The sequence below is a fragment of the Geomonas limicola genome (assembly GCF_014193675.1).
Classification (GTDB): domain Bacteria; phylum Desulfobacterota; class Desulfuromonadia; order Geobacterales; family Geobacteraceae; genus Geomonas; species Geomonas limicola.
Genome location: NZ_BLXZ01000004.1, coordinates 16,375 through 34,043 on the forward strand (window position 1 = coordinate 16,375; position 17,669 = coordinate 34,043).

Annotated in this window: 15 protein-coding genes; all 15 read right to left on the minus strand. The window is 67.5% G+C overall.

Features of this window, described 5'->3' with window-relative positions; genetic code table 11:
* Positions 1 to 4: 4 nt before the first annotated feature.
* Positions 5 to 2,206, minus strand: a complete 2,202-nt coding sequence (locus tag H7688_RS10450) for a serine/threonine-protein kinase (protein WP_183361056.1) — start codon at positions 2,204 to 2,206, stop codon at positions 5 to 7.
* A gap of 36 nt (positions 2,207 to 2,242) precedes the next feature.
* The gene (locus H7688_RS10455) at positions 2,243 to 3,673 is read right to left on the minus strand and encodes a B12-binding domain-containing radical SAM protein (protein ID WP_183361057.1); all 1,431 of its coding nucleotides are present in this window, start codon (positions 3,671 to 3,673) and stop codon (positions 2,243 to 2,245) included.
* Between the two features lie 23 nt (positions 3,674 to 3,696).
* Complete coding sequence (gene pseI / locus H7688_RS10460; RefSeq protein WP_183361058.1) at positions 3,697 to 4,746, minus strand: pseudaminic acid synthase; 1,050 nt, start codon at positions 4,744 to 4,746, stop codon at positions 3,697 to 3,699.
* Entirely contained in the window at positions 4,743 to 5,303 is a 561-nt protein-coding gene (pseH, locus tag H7688_RS10465) for a UDP-4-amino-4,6-dideoxy-N-acetyl-beta-L-altrosamine N-acetyltransferase (protein WP_183361059.1), read from the minus strand. Before pseH ends, pseI begins: the two co-directional genes overlap by 4 nt.
* Positions 5,300 to 6,349, minus strand: coding sequence for a UDP-2,4-diacetamido-2,4,6-trideoxy-beta-L-altropyranose hydrolase (pseG, locus tag H7688_RS10470; protein ID WP_183361060.1), 1,050 nt, complete (start codon positions 6,347 to 6,349; stop codon positions 5,300 to 5,302). The genes pseH and pseG overlap by 4 nt, the downstream gene beginning before the upstream one ends.
* Positions 6,346 to 7,119, minus strand: coding sequence for an imidazole glycerol phosphate synthase subunit HisF (gene hisF, locus H7688_RS10475; protein ID WP_183361061.1), 774 nt, complete (start codon positions 7,117 to 7,119; stop codon positions 6,346 to 6,348). Before hisF ends, pseG begins: the two co-directional genes overlap by 4 nt.
* A gap of 25 nt (positions 7,120 to 7,144) precedes the next feature.
* Positions 7,145 to 7,759 carry an imidazole glycerol phosphate synthase subunit HisH gene (gene hisH / locus H7688_RS10480; protein ID WP_183361062.1) on the minus strand — a complete coding sequence of 205 codons (615 nt, stop codon included), beginning with the start codon at positions 7,757 to 7,759 and terminating at the stop codon, positions 7,145 to 7,147.
* A 16-nt stretch (positions 7,760 to 7,775) separates the two neighbouring features.
* Entirely contained in the window at positions 7,776 to 8,921 is a 1,146-nt protein-coding gene (locus tag H7688_RS10485) for an N-acetyl sugar amidotransferase (protein ID WP_183361063.1), read from the minus strand.
* A gap of 29 nt (positions 8,922 to 8,950) precedes the next feature.
* Entirely contained in the window at positions 8,951 to 9,646 is a 696-nt protein-coding gene (pseF, locus tag H7688_RS10490) for a pseudaminic acid cytidylyltransferase (RefSeq protein WP_183361064.1), read from the minus strand.
* The gene (gene pseC, locus H7688_RS10495; RefSeq protein WP_183361065.1) at positions 9,643 to 10,812 is read right to left on the minus strand and encodes a UDP-4-amino-4,6-dideoxy-N-acetyl-beta-L-altrosamine transaminase; all 1,170 of its coding nucleotides are present in this window, start codon (positions 10,810 to 10,812) and stop codon (positions 9,643 to 9,645) included. The genes pseF and pseC overlap by 4 nt, the downstream gene beginning before the upstream one ends.
* Before the next feature lie 14 nt (positions 10,813 to 10,826).
* Positions 10,827 to 11,837, minus strand: a complete 1,011-nt coding sequence (gene pseB, locus H7688_RS10500; protein WP_183361066.1) for a UDP-N-acetylglucosamine 4,6-dehydratase (inverting) — start codon at positions 11,835 to 11,837, stop codon at positions 10,827 to 10,829.
* On the minus strand, positions 11,837 to 14,200 hold the full coding sequence (locus H7688_RS10505; protein WP_183361067.1) for a TIGR00180 family glycosyltransferase: 2,364 nt from the start codon (positions 14,198 to 14,200) through the stop codon (positions 11,837 to 11,839). Before H7688_RS10505 ends, pseB begins: the two co-directional genes overlap by 1 nt.
* Positions 14,201 to 14,323: 123 nt before the next feature.
* Positions 14,324 to 15,523 (minus strand): DegT/DnrJ/EryC1/StrS family aminotransferase, encoded by a 1,200-nt coding sequence (locus H7688_RS10510; protein ID WP_183361068.1) that lies wholly within the window; start codon positions 15,521 to 15,523, stop codon positions 14,324 to 14,326.
* A gap of 144 nt (positions 15,524 to 15,667) precedes the next feature.
* On the minus strand, positions 15,668 to 16,618 hold the full coding sequence (locus tag H7688_RS10515; RefSeq protein ID WP_183361069.1) for an NAD-dependent epimerase/dehydratase family protein: 951 nt from the start codon (positions 16,616 to 16,618) through the stop codon (positions 15,668 to 15,670).
* Between the two features lie 19 nt (positions 16,619 to 16,637).
* Positions 16,638 to 17,603, minus strand: a complete 966-nt coding sequence (locus H7688_RS10520; RefSeq protein WP_183361070.1) for an NAD-dependent epimerase/dehydratase family protein — start codon at positions 17,601 to 17,603, stop codon at positions 16,638 to 16,640.
* Positions 17,604 to 17,669 lie beyond the last annotated feature (66 nt).

Genomic DNA, 17,669 nt, shown 5'->3' on the forward strand with positions numbered 1-17,669 from the left:
GGCGCTATCCGTTATGCGAAATCAATGCCAGGGGGATGAGGGGCTGGCGGAAGGAGCGCTCGTCGTCCAGGTGCGCCAGCAACCCGGCGCTGAGGCTCTGGGGGGGGAGGGTGGCGATCCGCTCGAGGAGCCGGGCCAGCGCGTCCCTGCGGAAGAGGACCGTGGCACAGAGGGCCAGAGGGTCGGCGAAGCCGGCGTTGGCAGCCAGCAGGGTGTCGAGGTCGGGGGTCGGGGTGCGCTTGGTCCAGAATTCCTGGTCCACCACCCCTTCGGGGGTCAAGGTCCAGATGCCGGAGCGGACCCCGTCGAGTTCCAGCCGGGGGTCGGCCAGCAGCTGGTCGAGGGCACCCGAGAGGAAGGCCTCGTCGTGGTAGACCTCGGGGGGGGCGATGAGGACGTACTGCTCCTCGAGGCCCGCCACCAGGGGGGCCAGCGCCTCCGGCAGCCTCCCCGGGGCCGCGCTCCCGGCAAAAGGGTAGCGCGTCAGCCGGGTGTGCCGGCTGCGCTCCTGCCAGGAGGGGAAGGGGCTGCGCTGCGCCCCGCCCGGGCGCTCCGGCTCCAGGACGGCGACGGCGGGCGCCAGGCGCGAGGCGGCCCAGACGCGCGAGCGGGCCCGCACCCACTGGCGCTCCCTGGCGAGTTCGGCCTGGTAGCCGGCGACGAACTCCTGCTCCTCCTCGGCCGGGTAAACCGGGTCGGCCGGCCCGGGGCCGCGGTTTATCGGGGTGTTCTCCAGGACGCTGCGGCAGACCCGGTCCAGCTCGGGGTCGACGCCGCGGCTCAGTTCGTCCAGGGACTGGATCCTCAGGTCCATCTGGTAGTTGTCCTTGATGCCGAAGGAGCGAAACTGCAGGGAGAGCCGGTAGATGTAGGCGTAGACGAAGCGGAAGCTGCGCACCAGGTCGGCGGCGTCGAGCGCGTCGGTCTGCTCGTAGAGCCGGTCGATGAGTGCCGCGACCTCCTCGGGGCGGTCGGGGACCTCGTGGCGCATCGCCCTGCTGAACGGGCACTGCGGGAGCGCCGCGGCCGCGACACCTCGCCCGGCCGCCTCGTACCCCACGGAGCTGAAGTAGGAGATCACGCCGTCCACGTTGCGCAAGAGCGCGTAGCTGCTGAGTGCCTCGTGGGGCATGACGACCCGCACGTTGGCCGGCGCTTTCCAGGCCTGCTGGTAGGCGCGGGTCAGGTAGTAGTTCTCGGGGGGTTCCTGGGCGTTGCCCGCCATGTGCGGGTGGTGCCGGATCACCAGGTAGTCGCTGCGCTTGCGGTAGAGCTCGATCAGGGTATCGATCCGGTCGAACTGGGTGGTCACCTCCGAGTAGCCGCCGCAGTAGGCCCCCTCCGATTCCCCCGAGGTGAAGACGGCCAGGACCCGCGCCCCTTCGGGGATCCTCAGGGTGTGGCGGATGGTGTGGAACTCGTTGCGGACGTCCGAGAAGGCGGGGTAGTTGAGGTCGCGCCCCTGCTCCCGGTTGCGCAGGTAGCCAAGCGCCGCGCCAAGCTGCTCCCGGGAGAGCCGGACCTCGCGCCAGGCGTCGTAGATCTCGAAGATCGGCTCGGTATCCAGGCAGGTGCGGTTGTTGTAGAGCACGAAGGAGTCGTCGAAGCAGCCCCGCTCGTGGGTGATCTCCTCGATCCTAAGTTCCCGGGTCACCTCGTAGGCCACCCGGTAGGGGGTGAAGCGGGTGTTGAAGATGAAGACGGCACGAGGCTGCTGCTCGGTCATGAGCCGCTTCAGGGCCCAGTAGGTCAACAGCGCACTCTTTAAAAAGCTGCGGTGCACCTCGCGCACCTGCGGGAGCACGAGCCCCTTGTCGGTGATCCGGAAGTAGGAAAAGATCGAGGAGATCACCCAGTAGCCGACGGGGAGCTCCCCGTAGCGGGCGTTCAGGTAGTCTGCCGGGTCGAGCCCGGCCGCCCAGGCCTCGGCGGCCTGGTGGTCCTGCGGCGTCAGGTAGCCGCTCATCTGCAGGCGGGGGAGTCCGAAGGCGTCGAAGAAACGCTCCCCGGCCTCCTGGCACCCCCGGCAGTCCTCGGCGCTGCGCTCGCCCGACCAGGCGAGGATGTCGCAGTGCCGGTACAGGCCGTCGCAGCGCACTACGGCCGGGTCGAGGCCGGCCTGGCGGAACCTGGTGGCGAAGATGGCATCCAGCTGGTTGTGGACCGCGTAGCTGCCGAAGGGGACGAAGAAGAGAATCCGGTCCATGTCTTGATCCTGAAACGGGGGAGGGGCGTAGCGCCCCTAGCCGTTGTGCACGGCGGCAAGGCAGGTGTCAGGCGCGTTGTCCGCCTCCTCCTGCGAGGTGATGAAGGTGAAGGTCTTGATGAGCTTGTCGCCCCCCAGCCCCAGGCCGAGCTTGTCCGAGATGCGCTGCAGGTGGCGGCGCACCTCGCCTACCAGCACCTCGTCGGTCATCCCGGTCAGGTTGTAGCGCAGGTCCTGGCGGTCCCCCATCTTCATCAGGTAGGCCTCCAGGTCGTCCGCGTACCCTTTCTCGCGGGCGGCGTCGAACATCGGGGTCCCCGGCTGCGGCAGGAGGTACCCGGTGCTCGGGAAGATGTTGAGCTCGTAGCAGAGGTCGAAGGTCTGGGCCAGGGTCTCCACGGTCTCCTCGGGGTAGCCGATCACGATGCTGGTGAAGGTCTTGATGCCGGCGCGGTCCAGCGCCAGTTTCTGGGCGGCGAACTGCCCGACGGTGAGCTGCTTCCCCATCTTCTTCAGGATCTCCGGGCTCCCCGACTCGAGCGAGTAGCCAAAACCTTGACAGCCGGCCGCCTTGACCTTGGCGAGCAGCGCCTCGTCCCCCTCGCCGAAGAGGTCGGAGCGGATGTCGGCGTTCCAGTAGAAGGTGAGGCCGCTGGCGAGGACGGCGTCGACGAACGCCTCGATGTGCGCCTTGCTGAAGAAGGTCAGCTCGTCGAAGAAGTTGATGTAGTTGACCCCGTAGCGCTCCTGCAAAAGGGCGATCTCCTCGAGGATCGACTCCGGCGAGCGGTAGCGGTACTTGGTGTACTGGAAGACGTGGTAGCAAAAAGTGCAGCGGAAGGGGCAGCCGCGCGCGGTGTTCACCACGAAGGCCCGGATCTCCTCCCGGGGGACCGGGTAGGGCTCGGGGACGTCCTGCAGGGACTTCTCGATGTAGTACCTGACGTCGAAGAGCTCCCAGTTGGGGTAACCCACCGACTCGATGGGGAGCGGCGCCGCGAAGCCGGTGTCAAAATACCGACCGTCCTGGCGGAACACGATCCCTTTCACCTCGTCAAGGGGGCGGCCGGAGCGGCGGGCGTCCAGGAGGTCCAAGAAGGCGGTCTCCCCCTCTCCCTTCAGGGCCACGTCCACCTCGGTTTGCTCCAGGAGGAATTCGGAGATGGAGGAGGCGACCGAGTTGCCGGCCACGATGAGGGCCCCGGGGTTGGTGCTGCGAGCCAGCGCCGCCAGGCTCTTGGCGAACTTGTAGCCGGAGACCAGGGTCCCCAGGGCGATCACGTCGTAGTCCTTGGCGCGCAGGAGCTCCGCCACCTGGTCATCCGTATAGCGGTGCCGGTCGATGTCGATCAGGTCGAAGCCGTAGCCAGCCTTTTCCAGCGCGGTGGCCACGTAGGCCAGCCCGATCGGGAAGTTCGGCTTGTCCATGTAGGGTCGGATGCAGATGTTGATGAGCGCGATGTTCATGGCGGTTCCTTTGCGGGCCGGCGCTAGACCAGGTCCCAGCTGAGCGGGGTCCCCTTGGGGGCGTCCCGGGTGATCTTTCTGCCGAGCATGAGCTCGTAGTACTTGGGGGGGAGTCCGAAACCGGGGCGCACCACGCGCAGGTTCTCGGGGGTGAAGCTCTCCCCGGCGCGCATGTCCCGGGCCAGGTAGAGCGAGCGCCGGAACTGGAGCGAGGCCTTTTCCTTCGCGGTCGGGCCGTAGCTCACCGTCCCCAGGGCCTGCCAGCCCCGCTCGGTCTCCTGGACCAGGGCGGCGAGTTCCGCCGGCTCCAGCGAGAAAGCAGAATCTATGCCACCGTCTGCCCGGCACAGGGTGAAGTGCTTCTCGATCACGGTTGCCCCGAGCGCCACGGCGGCGAGCGCCGCCCCGATCCCCAGGGTGTGGTCCGAGAGCCCCACCTCGACCCCGAACAACTCGCGCAGATGCGGGATGGTGCGCAGGTTGGAGAACTCGGGGGTCGCCGGGTAGCTGCTGGTGCACTTCAAGAGCACGAGTTCCCGACACCCCGCCGCGCGGGCGGTGGTCACCGCCTCGTCCAGCTCGGCGAGACTTGCCATACCGGTGGAGATGATGAGCGGCTTCCCGGTCGCCGCCGCCTTACGGATCAGCGGGAGGTGCACGTTCTCGAAGGAGGCGATCTTGTAGGCCGGGGCGCCCAGCTCCTCGAGGAAGTCGACCGCGCTCTCGTCGAAGGGGGTGCTGAAGCAGAGCACGCCGAGTTCGCGGCAGCGCTCAAAGATCGCCGCGTGCCACTCGTAGGGGGTGGAGGCCTGCCGGTAGAGCTGGTGCAGGTTGGCGCCGTCCCACAGGCTCTCCCGGTTGCAGATCCGGAAATCCCCCTCCTGGACGTCCAGGGTGATGGTATCCGCGGTGTAGGTCTGCAGCTTAAGGGCGTGGGCTCCGGACCGGGCCGCTGCCTCGACGATCTCGAGGGCGCGCTCCAGCGACTGGTTGTGGTTGCCGGACATCTCCGCGATGACCAGCGGCGGCTGCGCGCTTCCGATGCGCCGGCCCCCTATGGTAACGCCGCTCATAAGCTCCCTCCTGCCGTAAAGATCCTGGCCGCCAGGGCGGCCTTGTTCTCCTGCCACGTATCGCTAAAGAGCGCGAAGCAGAGAACGTCGTGGTAACAGCCGTTTTTCAGCACGTGGGCGGCAAAACGCCCCTCCTGTGTGAAACCGAGCCGGGTGTGGTAGCGGACGCTCCCCTCGTTGAAGGCGAAGGCCTCGGCGCACAGCTTGCGGAACCCCTGGCGCTCGAAGATGTACTCCAGGGCCAGGAACCCCATGGCGGACCCCGCGCCGCGCGGCAGGTCTTCGGCCCCCAGGTAGAAGCCCCAGTGGCAGCGGTTACTGGTCCGGTCCACCTGGGAGAAGCTCTTCAGGCCGGCCGGCATACCGCGGTATTCGAAGATGAGTGTGGCGGGGAAGGGGGCCTCCTGGCTGCGCCTGAACCAGGCGCGATGCTCCTCCTCGCTGATCAGGTGGTCGGTGTACATGCAGGCGCGCACCCGGTCCGAGTTGCGCCAGGCGAGCACCAGGTCGAGATCCCCCTCGGCTAAGGGGCGCAGCAGGCAGTCGTCGCGGTTCATGGGGTACCTCGGGTAAGGGCGTTGTAGAGCTCGTCGGAGAGGGCGCCGTGGCGCGGGGGGAAAAAGGCGAGGCAGCGATTCGCCATAGCCTCGAGCTCGGCCGGGGCGGCGAGTGCCGCGCGAAGCGCCCGGGCGAGGACGGCGCTGGTCACCTCGTAGGAGCTCCCCAGGAGCCGGGCGAGCCCGGCGCGGTCGGCGGCCAAGGCCGGGGCCTCCTGGTTGGCGGCCACGGTGACGGTCAGGGTCGGGAGCCCCAGGAAACAGCGCTCCCAGGCGCTCCCTCCGCCGGCCCCCAGGGCCAGGTCGGCCTGCGCCATGAGCCGGGCCATCTCGAAACTCTGGCGCTGGAACGAGGCACGGGGGAGCTTCTGGCACTGCGCCTCGAGGTCGGCCCAGTGCGGGTTCGAGCCTCCCGCCACCACGTCGATCTCCAGCCCGGCAAACTCGGGGAGCGCCAGGGCCTCGAGCGCCTTTGCGGTCTCGCCGGTCGGGTCACTCCCCCCGAAACAGACCAGGATGCGCTCCACGGTACCGTCCCGGGGGGGGAGGGCGGCGCGCTGTGCCACGAACTCCCCGCGCAAGAGGGCGTGGGCCGGCCCGATAAGGAGGCGGGTCTCTTCCGGCACCAGGCCGCGGTAGCGCAGCTCCATCCCCTCGACGAGGTTCTGGTCCAGCAGGAGGTCGCAGTCGTGGGGGCGGTCGGCCAGGTCGTCGATCACCATGAGGCGCCGCACCCCGGGGCGCACAAGCCGCTCCCAGGCGGCGTCCAGGCGGTAGTGGTCCACGACCAGCCAGTCGGGGCGTCCCCCAATGAGGCGGGCGGTCTGTGCGGCGTCCTCTGCCGGGTCGCCGGGTGCCGGGCCGGCAAGCGGCAGCACCCGCACCCCCCGGGCCGCGGCCAGTTCGGCCAGGTGCTCCGGCAGGTCCCGGCTCACCAGGGAGAACTCCCCGCCGCGCGGGGCGAGCGCCTCGACCAGGGCCAGGGTGCGCATGACGTGACCGCTTCCCAGCTCCTGCGAGGCGTCGGCGCGGATGACGAGCCTCACGGCGCCACCCGCACGTTGCGCACCGGGATCCCTTGGGCCGCCAGGAACTTCTTGGCCTCCAGCGGGGTCTGTTCGGTGAAGTGGAAGATGCTGGCGGCGGCGACCGCGGCGGCCCCGCCCACCGTGAGGGCCTCGTGGAGGTGGCCGTAGTTCCCCGCCCCTCCCGAGGCGATCACCGGGATCTTCACCCGGTCGGCGACCAGGCGGATCAGCTCCAAGTCGTAGCCGGTCATGGTGCCGTCGCGCTCCACCGAGGTGATCAGGATCTCCCCGGCCCCCCGGCGCTCCAGCTCCTCGGCCCACTCCCCGGGCTCCCGGCCGGTGTCGGCGCTCCCGCTGCGGCTGAGGCAGCGGTAGCTGCCGTCGGGGTTGCGGCTGGCATCGATACTGGCGACCACGCACTGCGCGCCGAAGCGCTCCGCCGCCTGCTCGATGAGGGTCGGGCGCTCGTAGGCGGCCGAGTTGATGCTCACCTTGTCGGCTCCCGCCCGTAAGAGTTCCTTGATCTCGGCGAGTTCGCGGATCCCGCCCCCCACGGTGAGCGGCACGAAACACTCGGCGGAGAACTCGCGCACCTCCGCGAAGTCCGGGAGCCGCTCCTCCGAGGTCGCGGAGATGTCGACCACGATCAGCTCGTCGACCTGGCGGGTGTTGTAGACCTTGACCGCCGGCATGATGGTGCCGACCCGGCGCCAGCTGTCGAAGCCGACCCCCTTGACCAGGCCGAGGTTTTTCCAGAGCAGCGTGGGGATGATGCGGACTTTGAGCACGGGGCCACCTTCTGGTGTTGGCTGGCTAGAGCGCCAGGAAGTTGCGGATCAACTGGAACCCGAAGCGGGAGCTCTTCTCCGGGTGAAACTGGGTGCCGAAGACGCTGCCGTGCCCCACCACCGAGACGAAGGAGCCGCAGTAGGGGGTCGTGGCGATTGTGGCGTCGGCGGTGCCGGGGACGAAGTGGTAGCTGTGCACGAAGTAGAAATCGGCCCGGTCCGGGATCCCCGCCAGGAGCGGGTTACTGCCGTCGTGGTGCACCTCGTTCCAGCCGACGTGGGGGATACGGGTCTGCGGGGAGTCCGGTACCAGGCGGAGCACCGTGCCGGGGATCAGGCCCAGCCCGGCGCGGGCGCCCCCCTCGGTGCCGTGGTCGGCCAGAAGCTGCATGCCGAGGCAGATCCCCAACAAGGGGAGCTTCTCCTCTGCGGTCGCCTGTTTCAGGGCGGGGAGCCACCCCCCCCGGGTCAGCGCCTCCATGCCGTCGGGGAAGGCTCCCACCCCCGGGAGCACCAGGTGGCTGGCGTGCCGGCACTCGCCCGGGTCCTCGGAGATGAAGACGTCTGCGCCGCACTCCTCGAAGGCGCGCCGCACCGAGCCGAGATTCCCCATGCCGTAGTCGATGATGAGAACAGACATCCTCCCCCCGTCCCGGCTAGACCGGGTAGTGCAGCTTGGTGAGGTTTCCCTGCTTGTCCTTCACCAGGTTGCCGCGGGCGTCGGTCTGGAACAGCTTCTTGTTGGTGAAGCGGTCGCAGACCTTGATGAACTCGTCCACGGTCAGGTCCAGGGGGGCCAGGATCTGCTCCAGCGGCTTGCCCAGGTAGGTCCAGGGGAACTTGCCGTCGTGCTTCCTGATCAGGTCGACGCCGTCCTGCCGGGTGATGCGCCCGCGGCGGATGTGCAGGCAGGCGTGGTCGGTGGCCCGCCCGAAGGCGAACTTCAGGTACTTGAAGTAGTCGTGGATCCCGGCCTGGCAGTTGTCCAGGTTCTCGTAGTTCAGGAAGGTGGTCTCGAGCGCAGTCGGGTAGCTGGAGAAGCCGTGCCCCTGCGAGATCAGCACGTTGGAGAGGCCGTCCCAGGGGATGTAGTAGCCAAGGAAGATGCCGGTCACCCCGACCCTCTTCAGCTCCTCGTCCGTCGGGTAGACGTAGGGGATCAGGTGGCGCTGCTCGATCTCCTCCATCCCGACCAGGTCGGAGACCCGCAGCCCCAAGAGCCCGCCGAACTCCTCGAGCCAGCGCCGGTTCAGCACGTTGTTCTCGCTCGCCGCGGCGGGGCCGCCGTACTCGTTCTGGGAGTTCTCACCCCAGACGATGAGCGGCACCCCGTACTCGACGGCGGCGCGCACGGGAATCGTGAAGATGCCGACGTGCTCGGGCCAGGAGATGTCCCCCACCTGGGTGAGGCCGATCCGGTTCAATCGGCGCCTGACCACCTTGTTGGGGGAGAACTCGATGTAGTCGACCCCGAGGTTCTTGATGTTCTCGATGTTCTTGCGGCCGATGTCGCTCAGGTCGCAGGTGGTGGCGGTGACGCAGAGCGGGTTCAGCCCGAGCTGCAGCATGCGGACCACCTGGGTGGTGCTGTCCTTGCCGCCGCTTACCGGGACGATGCAGTCCCAGCGGGAGCCGTCCTTCACCCGGTAGCGCTCCAAAAGCTGCTGGAGTTCGCGGTAACGGGCGTCCCAGTCCACGGTGGCGCGAGACTCGTAGCTGCGGCAGGCGTTGCAGACCCCCTCTTCGTCGATGAAGAGATCCGGCTTGGTATCCGGCATGACACAACGGTTGCAGTAACGCATGGGTGGTTCTCTCCTTGATGCTCGTGGTGCTAGCGGTCGCCCCCCCTAAGGAGGCGGTATTTCAGTTCGGCGAGCTGCCAGTCTTCCTCGGTATCGATGTCCTGGACCTCGGTTTCCGGCAGCTCGAGCGCTACGGTCTGCTCGCCGAAGAGGCTGCGGCTTGCCAGAAACGGGGGGACCCGGAAGAAGTAGAACTGGCCGCTGTCGTGGAAGGCCGGGGTCAGGTCCTGGGAGCGGCTGTTGCGGAACTCGGGGTGGCGAAAGGCGAGCCGCCCGTCCCTGATCTCCAGGGCGCGCTCGATGGGGAAGCTGAAGCGCACCACCGGGACCGCGGCGTCGGCGCCGCTCGTAAGAAGCAGCCGGTGGGCCTCCCTGAGCCTCTCCGCAGTCACGAAGGGGGCCGTGGGGTAGAGGCAGCAGGCGCAGTCGAACTCCTCGCCGCGCCGCGCGTATTCGGCCAGGACCTCCAGGAGCACCTCGGCCGTGGTGGCGAAGTCGTCCGAGGTGGCCGCCGAGCGCAGGAAGGGGACCTCGGCTCCCAGTTCCCGGGCCACCTGGGCGATCTCCGCGTCGTCGGTGGAGACCATGACCCGGCTGAAACAGCCCGATTCGAGGGCGGCGGCGATGGAGTAGGCGATGATGGGGCGCCCAAGGAACGAGCGGATGTTCTTGCGCGGGATCCGCTTGCTGCCGCCGCGGGCGGTGACGATGGCGAGGCAGTTCACGAAAGCGCCTCCCTGACAAGCCCGACCACCCGGTCCTGCTGCGCCTCCTCGAGCCCCGGGTAGAGCGGCAGGGTGAGCGCCTGGGCGTAGTAGGCCTCGGCCTGGGGGAACATCCCGGGGGCGAAGCCGAGGCGGCGGTAGTAGGGCTGGGTGTGTACCGGCTGGTAGTGGACGTTCACCCCGACGCCGGCCTGGCGCAGTTGGTCAAAAAGTTGACGACGCGTCAGCCGGGCCCGTTCCGGGTCGAGGCGCACCACGAAGAGGTGCCAGGCGGAACGCGCCTCGGACGCCTGCCAGGGGAGTACCAGCGGCAGTCCCTCAAGGAGTTCCCGGTAGCGTTCGGCAAGCAGGCGGCGCCGCTCCACGAATTCCTCGAGCCTCTCCAGCTGGCTTAGGCCCAGGGCGGCCTGCAGGTCGGTCATCCGGTAGTTGAAGCCGAGTTCCAGCTGCTGGTAGTACCAGTCGCCGTCCGGCTCCCCCTCCATGAGCGCAGGGTCGCGGGTGATGCCGTGGCTGCGCAGGCGCACCAGCCGCTCGTTGAGTTCCGGGGACTGGGTAAGGAGCATCCCCCCCTCGCCGGTGGTGACGATCTTCACCGGGTGGAAGCTGAACACGGTCAGGTCGCTGTAGCGGCAGTTCCCCACCGGCTCCTCCTGATAGCTCGCGCCGATGGCGTGGCTCGCGTCCTCGACGACGCGCACCCCGTAGGCGGCTGCCAGCTCGGCGATGCGCTCCATGGCGCAGGGTTGGCCGGAGAAGTGGACCGGGACCAGCACCTTAGGGAGGCTTCCGGTCTGCGCCGCACGCTCGAGCTTCCTCTCAAGCGCTACGGGGCAGAGGTTGTAGCTTTTCGGGTCGATGTCCACGAAGTCGACTAAGGCGCCGCAGTAACGGGCGCAGTTGGCCGAGGCGACGAAGGTGTTGGGTGAGGTCCAGAGGGTGTCGCCGGGGCCGAGCCCCAGGGCCAGGCAGGCGAGGTGCAGGGCCGAGGTCGCGCTGTTCACGGCGACGGCGTGCGCCGCGCCGCAGCGGGCCGCGACACCGGCCTCGAAGCGCGGCAGCGTCGGCCCCTGGGTGAGCCAGTCCGAGCGGAGCACTGCGCAGACCGCCTCGATGTCGGCCTCGGAGACGGACTGCCGTCCGTATGGGATGAAGGGGTGCGGCATCGGGAACCTTTCGATCAGACGGTGAACTGCGGGTCGACGTGCTGACGCACCAGCTCGCGGATCTGTTCCACCGAGAGCCAGTCGGTATTCTCTCCGCTGTTGTAGCGGAACCCCTGCGGGCAGGGCTTGCCGTTGTAGGTCTTCAGGAACTTCTCCTGGTCCCAGAGGGGATAGGAGGGGAGGATGACGAAGTAGTTGTCGAACTCCACGGTGTTGAGCGAGTCGGTCTCGGTGATCATCTCCTCGTGGATCTTCTCGCCCGGGCGGATCCCCACCACCTTGTGCGGGCACCCCGGTGCCAGGGCCTCGGCCAGCTCGCCGATCCGGTAGCTCGGGATCTTCGGGACGAAGATCTCGCCCCCCCACATGTGCTGGATGGCATAGTAGACCAAGTTGACGCCGTCTTCCAGAGTGATGTTGAAGCGGGTCATCGCCTCATCGGTGATCGGGATGACCCCCTTCTCGCGTTCCTTGAGGAAGAACGGGATCACGCTGCCGCGGCTCCCCATGACGTTGCCGTAGCGCACCACCGAGAAGTTCAGGTCCCTCTTGCCGCGGAACAGGTTCGCCGCGGTGAAGAGCTTGTCCGAGCAGAGCTTCGTTGCCCCGTAGAGGTTGATGGGGGCGGCGGCCTTGTCGGTGGAGAGCGCCACCACCTGCTTCACGTTGGTGGCGATGGCGGCCTCGATGATGTTCTGGGCCCCGAGGATGTTGGTCTTCACCGCCTCGAAGGGGTTGTACTCGCAGGCGGGCACCTGCTTCAGCGCCGCCGCGTGGATCACCGTGTCGATCCCCTCGAAGGCCCGCAGGAGCCGTTCGCGGTCCCGGACGTCGCCGATGAAGTAGCGCATCTGCGGGTACTCGCGCTCCGGAAACTGCTGCTGCATCTCGTACTGCTTCAGCTCGTCGCGCGAGTAGACCACCAGGCGCTCCACGCCCGGGTGCTGGGCCAGGGTCATGGCGACGAATTTTTTACCAAAAGAGCCGGTACCACCGGTAACCAGAATCGATTTGCCTTTTAACATCATGCCTCCCTTAGGGTGCTGGTACGCTGCCAGAGGTGACTGCACAGTGCATGCCAGAAAGCGGTGCCGCTGAACTGCGTCGCGGCCTTGCGGCTGCCGGAGCGGGCAATTGCCGCGCGCTCTTCTTCATGTTCCAGGTAGTGCTGCACCTTGGCGACCAGGTCGTCCGCGTCGCGGTAGGGGACGTAGTCGACCATGGGGGTGAACCACCGGGCGAGCGGGCTCTCCTCGGGCTCCAGGAGCAGGGCGCCGCACGAGAGGGCCTGCAGCGCGGCGCGTGCCGCGTCCTGCGGGCCGGCGGCGCCGCGGAGGCTGAGCGCCAGCCGGGAGCGCTTCAGTTGCGCGGCCAGCTCGCTGCCGACCAGGGGGGGGCAGGACCTTCTTCCCTGCGCCACTCCGAGCTTCAGGTAGTGGTCCAGGGGGTGCAGGCCGCTTTGCCCCGCGTCCGGGTAGGTCGCCAGGTAGTAGAACCCGTCGAAGGCGGGGTGTGGGGTGTGGCACCACTCGAGGGGGGCGTTGAGGTAGTACCAAAGCGGGTTGCACCCCGGGGCCTGTGCATCGGGATACAGGCTGCGGTAGTAGGCGGTATCGAAGAGCGGGTTCGGGTTGTAGTCGAGCCGCCAGCCGACCTCCTGGTAGTGAGTGAGCGCATCCATCCCCTCGGGAAGCGTCACCGGGTGCGCCGTCAGGTAGTACTGCTCGTCAAACAGCGAGCTCTGGAAGTTGCATGCCTCCTCAAGGCTGCGGCCCTGGCGCATGAAGTAGTCGAAGCGCCAGTCCCGGATCCCCTGCACCTCGACCTGTGCCGCCACGAGGGGGCGGAGGTCGGCCAGCGCCTGCGGGGACCCCAGCGGCTCGCCCAGGCACAGGATCCCCAGGTCGCGCTCGAGACCCGGGTCGTGGAAGGTGTGAGCCGGAAGCGGCGGCCAGAGCTCCAGCCGGTTCCCCGGTTTCGGCTCAGGTACCAGGTGCACCCGGCACTCCGCCTGGCGGTAGTACTGAGCCAGTGCCTGGTTTTCCGGGGTGTCCCAGGTGAGTGCCACCGGGATGCCACTGTGGGCCAGGAAGGCGAGCGTGGAAGGCTTGACCGGGTTCACCTCGAGCTGTGAGGAGATCACCACGGCGTCGAAGGGGCCAGCCTGCATCGCGGCGGCGAACGCGGTGTCGGCGCTGAGGCCGAAGTCGTGCCAGAGCTGGTCCGTGTAGAGGATGCAGGCGTCGTACTCGGGGCACTCGAGGAGCGCCTCGACCTGGGTCCAGGATGCCTGGGAGGTTCCCCCACCGGGCATCCCCCCTTCCCAGCGCGGGGTCACCAGCAACAGGCGCGGGCGGTCGGCGGCCGGTTCGGATTCTTCCTGGTGCGCTCCGCCTGGCGGCAGGGTGCGGTCGAACTCGCCGACCAGGGAGCGCAGGCAGCGGCGCAGCTCCTCGTGCTCGGCGTGCCAGGGGGGGTGCTCCCGGTAGACGTTGAAGGCGGGGAAGAGCAGGTGCGCGGCGCAGCTCGCCTGGAAGTGCCTGATCACGATCTTTTCGGCCGCCTGCTCTGTCATGCCGGTGGTTTCGGCAAGGATGCGGGTCCCCAGTTCCCGGTAGTACTGGTAGCACTCGGCGAAGGTCGGGGTCAGGATCCAGTCGATGTGTTCCGGGGAGCGCCCCTCGATCAGGTTCGGGTTGGTGAGGTGCTGGGCCCCTTTTTGCCTGAAGGAGTGCAGGTGGTCGAACGACTTCAGCTTCCCGTAGATCAGGGTGCAGAAGTTGGGGACCAGCTCGCCCAGAAGCGAGTTGTCCAGGTTGGGGAGGTGCTGGAACCGAAACGGCACGGCGCGGGTTTCGGTCCTGAAGATGGAGTAGGTGATGAGCGGGTTGTGGATCGAGTAGTAGGCGAGCCGCTCGTCCGCCGTCTCCTGTTCGATGGAGGGGATGTAGTACTCCCAGAAGTTGGTGACCGGCCCCTCGTGGGTGTCGGTCCCCTTGTCGTACCCGGTCAGGGTATAGGTGATCATTCGGCCGCCGGCACACGAGTAATCCGGGTTGTGCTCCAGAAAGTCGATGCAGCGCTCGATGGAGGAGGGGACCAGGTAGTCGTCGTCGCCGCAGCATGCGACGTACTTCGTGGTGACCTGGGGCATAAACAGCGCCAGCACCTCGAGAACCCCCTGGTGCTCGCAGTTAAGGTACTGCACCCGGGGGAACCGGTGTTCCTCCAAAAAGGCGATCATCCGGCGGCGGGTCGCCGCGTCGCTGGAGTCGCCGACCAAAAGGTGCCCCTTGAACCCGTTGTCGTGATAGTACCGGATGGTCCGTATCATATAGTCGGGGCGCTTGAAGGTCGGGATGATGATGGTGAGTTCGGAGGACAGCATGCTTTCTCCTCGCAGGCAGCGTGCCGGCGGCAGGGGTGTCCGGGGGCGGCTGTCGGTCCCCTGGTGCCGGGGACCGCGCCGTGACCCGGCGCCCGAAAAAGGGCCCCTAAAAGGGGCCGGGTATCAGCGGTAACGAGCCAGGAACAGGTCGATGACGTTCAGGATGTAGTCCATCTCCTCGAGGCCCAGGTCCTGGTGCACCCCGATGTGCAGGCCGTACTGCCCGAGGTACTCCGCGTTGGGGAACTGTCCCAGCCGGTACCCAAGCGGTGCGAAGCCCGGACACTGGGTCGGCATGGAAACGAACAGGGTGCGGGTCTCGATGCCGCGCTCCTCGAGGTGCCGGGTCAATTCCGACCTGGTGAAGGGGGCCCCCTCGTTGATGACGATGGGGATGGCGTGCGGGCCGATCTTCTCGTGCGGCTCCTCCTTGATGGAAGAGAGGAAGGGGGCGAAGCGGTCGAAGCGTTCCAGCACGTGGAGCAGGTTCTGGTGGCGTTTTCCCAGGATCTCCCGGTAGAACTCGAGGGCGCCGATGCCGATGGCGGCCTCCAGCTCGTTCATCTTGCAGGAGTAGCCGATGCGGTCGAAGGTGAAGCGGACGTCCTCGCCCCCGGGGCCGCGGAAGCGCTTGGCGCAGTAGTCGGCCCCGGCATTCAGGATGCAGTGCTTGCAGGTGCAGTTGCGGCCGTGGGATCTCAACGACCTGAGGATCTCGCCGTACTCCTCGTTGTCGGTGGTGACCACACCCCCCTCGCCGGTGGTGATGATGTGGGCGACGTAGGTGCTGAAGGCGGCGAGGTCGGCCAGGGTGCCGGCGCTGCGCCCCTTGTAGCTTGCGCCGTGGGCCTCGGCGGCGTCCTCCACCACCAAAAGCCCGTGGGCCTTCGCGATGGCGTTGATGGTGTCCATCTCGGCGGGCTTGCCCATCAGGTGCACCGGCAGGATGGCCCGGGTGCGCGGGGTGATGGCGGCCTCGATGCGGGAGTGGTCGATGTTCAGCGTGTCGCGCTCGATATCGACGAAGACCGGGGTGAAGCCGGCGTGCAGCACCGCGTTGCCGGTGGCCACGAAGGAGAGGGAGGGGACGATCACCTCGTCGCCCCGCTTGGCCCCCAGGTCGTGCAGCACCGCCAGGGCCAGGATGTCGGCATCGGTGCCGCTCGACACGGCCACCGCTTCGCGCGCGCCCACCAGGCGGGCGAAGCCGTCCTCGAACTCGCGCACCAGCTTGCCGCTGGAGATGCGCTTCTGGTCGAGCGCCTCGACGATGAGTTCCTTGGCGCGGTCGGTGATGGTGATGGTTCCAAAAGGTATCTTCATGTCCTGGTGTCCTCGTACGGTTAATTGATGGTTCAGGCGCGAGCATCGGTCGCTACAGTCGTGCAACGTGCTCTCCCTGGTTGCCGCGGGCGGGACTAAGGCCGCCCCGGGGGCACGGTACTGAATTTTGACAGCGGCCCGGCGTCAGCGGGGCTGGGCGCGGTACCACGCCAAGGTCTCGACGATGCCGGTTTCCAGCGGGACCTCCGGGCTCCAGCCCAGCTCCTGCTGCGCCTTCTGCGCGTCGAGCACGATGGTGGTCGGGATGCTCGGCTTCGACAGGTCGTGCTCGATGGTCAGGCGGCGCCCCGAAAGGCGCACCACGGCCTGTACCAGGTCGCGCACCGTGACCGCGACGCCGCTGCCGGCGTTGTAGAGCCGGAAGGGCTCCTGCTGCTTCTCGAGCGCCAACTTGACGAAGCGCACGAGATCGGAGACGTGCAGCAGGTCGCGCCCCTCCTCGCCCTTCCCCCAGATCACCACCTTGTCGGCGCCGGGCATCTCGACCTTGGCGATGGTCGCCCCGAAGACGTGGGAGCGCTTCAGGTCGTACTTGTCGTAGGGGCCGTAGATATTGGAATGGCGGATGACGGTGTACCGGGTCTGCCCCAGCCGCGCGTAGAACTCGCACATCTTCTCGAAGTAGATCTTGTTCCAGGCGCCGCCGAAGTAGTTGGGGAACACCTCCAGGTTCGCGTCGAAATCGGACTCCTTCTGCGGCGTCAGGCGGTTCTGGTACATCACCGAGCAGCTGAAAAAGACCAGGCGGGAGACCATAAGCTCGTGGGCAACCCGGAAGATGAGCGAATTCATGATGGCGTTGTCGGTGATGTGCATCTGCGGCTTGGCAGCCGCGTCCCCGGCCCCGGAGGTGACCGCGGCTGCCTGGAGCACCACGTCCATGCCGGTGAGCACCCGCTCCACGTCCTCGGCCCGGGTCAGGTCGGCCTGCACCATGGTGAGCCCCGGCAGTTCCAGCGGGCGCGAGCGGAAGTAGCTCCCATACACCTGGTACTTCCCCTCTTTCACGAAGTACTCGGTGAGATTGCGGCCGATAAAGCCGGTGGCCCCCAGGATGAGCAGTTTTTTCTTCATGGTGTGGCTCCGTAGCAGGTCAGTCGCGCGCCAGGGGCGAGCGGTACCACTCGATGGTGCGCTGGATCCCCTCCCTCAGGGAGGTGCGGGGGAATGCGCCGAGCAGCCGGTGGCATTTCGAGTTGTCCAGCACCCGGTAGGGGACCGCGCTCGGCTTGCTGCGGTCGAAGTCGAGGGGGCCGGGGTGGCCGCAGCAGTCGGTCACCACCTCGGCCAGCTCCTTGATGGTGACCGGGGTGCCGTTACTTACGTTGATCGGGTCGGCGTGGCAGTCGACGGCCAGCTGGCGCAGCACCCCTTCCACCAGGTCGTCGACGTAGATGAAGTCGCGCACCGTCTCCGGGCCGCCCCAGACCGTGAAGGGGGTCTCGCCGGCCAAGGCCCGCCGGATCAGGGCCGGGATGACGTGGGACTTGGCAGCATCGAAGCGGTCGTAGGGGCCGTAGATGTTGGAGGTGCGGATCACCCCGATGTTGAGCCCCAGCTTCTGGTGGTAGAACTCGGCCAGCTTCTCCAGGTAGCGGTACACCCAGCCGATACCGGCGTAGAGCTCGAAGACCGGCAGGTTCAGGTCCAGCTCCTCCTCGCGGATCGGGTAGTTCGCCTCCTGGTAGACGGTGGAACTGCTGACCCAGACCGCCTTCTTCACCTGGTTCGCGCTCATGGCCTCGAAGAGCCCGGCGTGGATGGCTAGGTTGGGCATGAGCGTGGCGGCCGGGGAGGTGCGTACCCCCTGGACCCCGGAGGCCTGCACCGCGCAGACGATGGCGATGTCCTTGCCGGCGGTGGCATCCAGGCAGTCCTGGTAGTTGTTGAAGTCGTAGCGCCGGTAGTGCGCGGCCAGCGCCGGGTGGGGGGGGCGGCTGAAGCAGCTCGCCTCGACCTCGGCGCCCAGGCCGACCAGCCGTCGCACCAGCGCGGTGCCCAGGAGACCGGCGCCGCCGGTGACCAGTATTTTAGTGCCCTTCAGGAATTGGAAATCCATGGTTGTCTCGCGGGTGAGGGGGGTCGGGGTCTGCTGTTCAAAAAGTTGACAGCGAGCCTCTAGGTA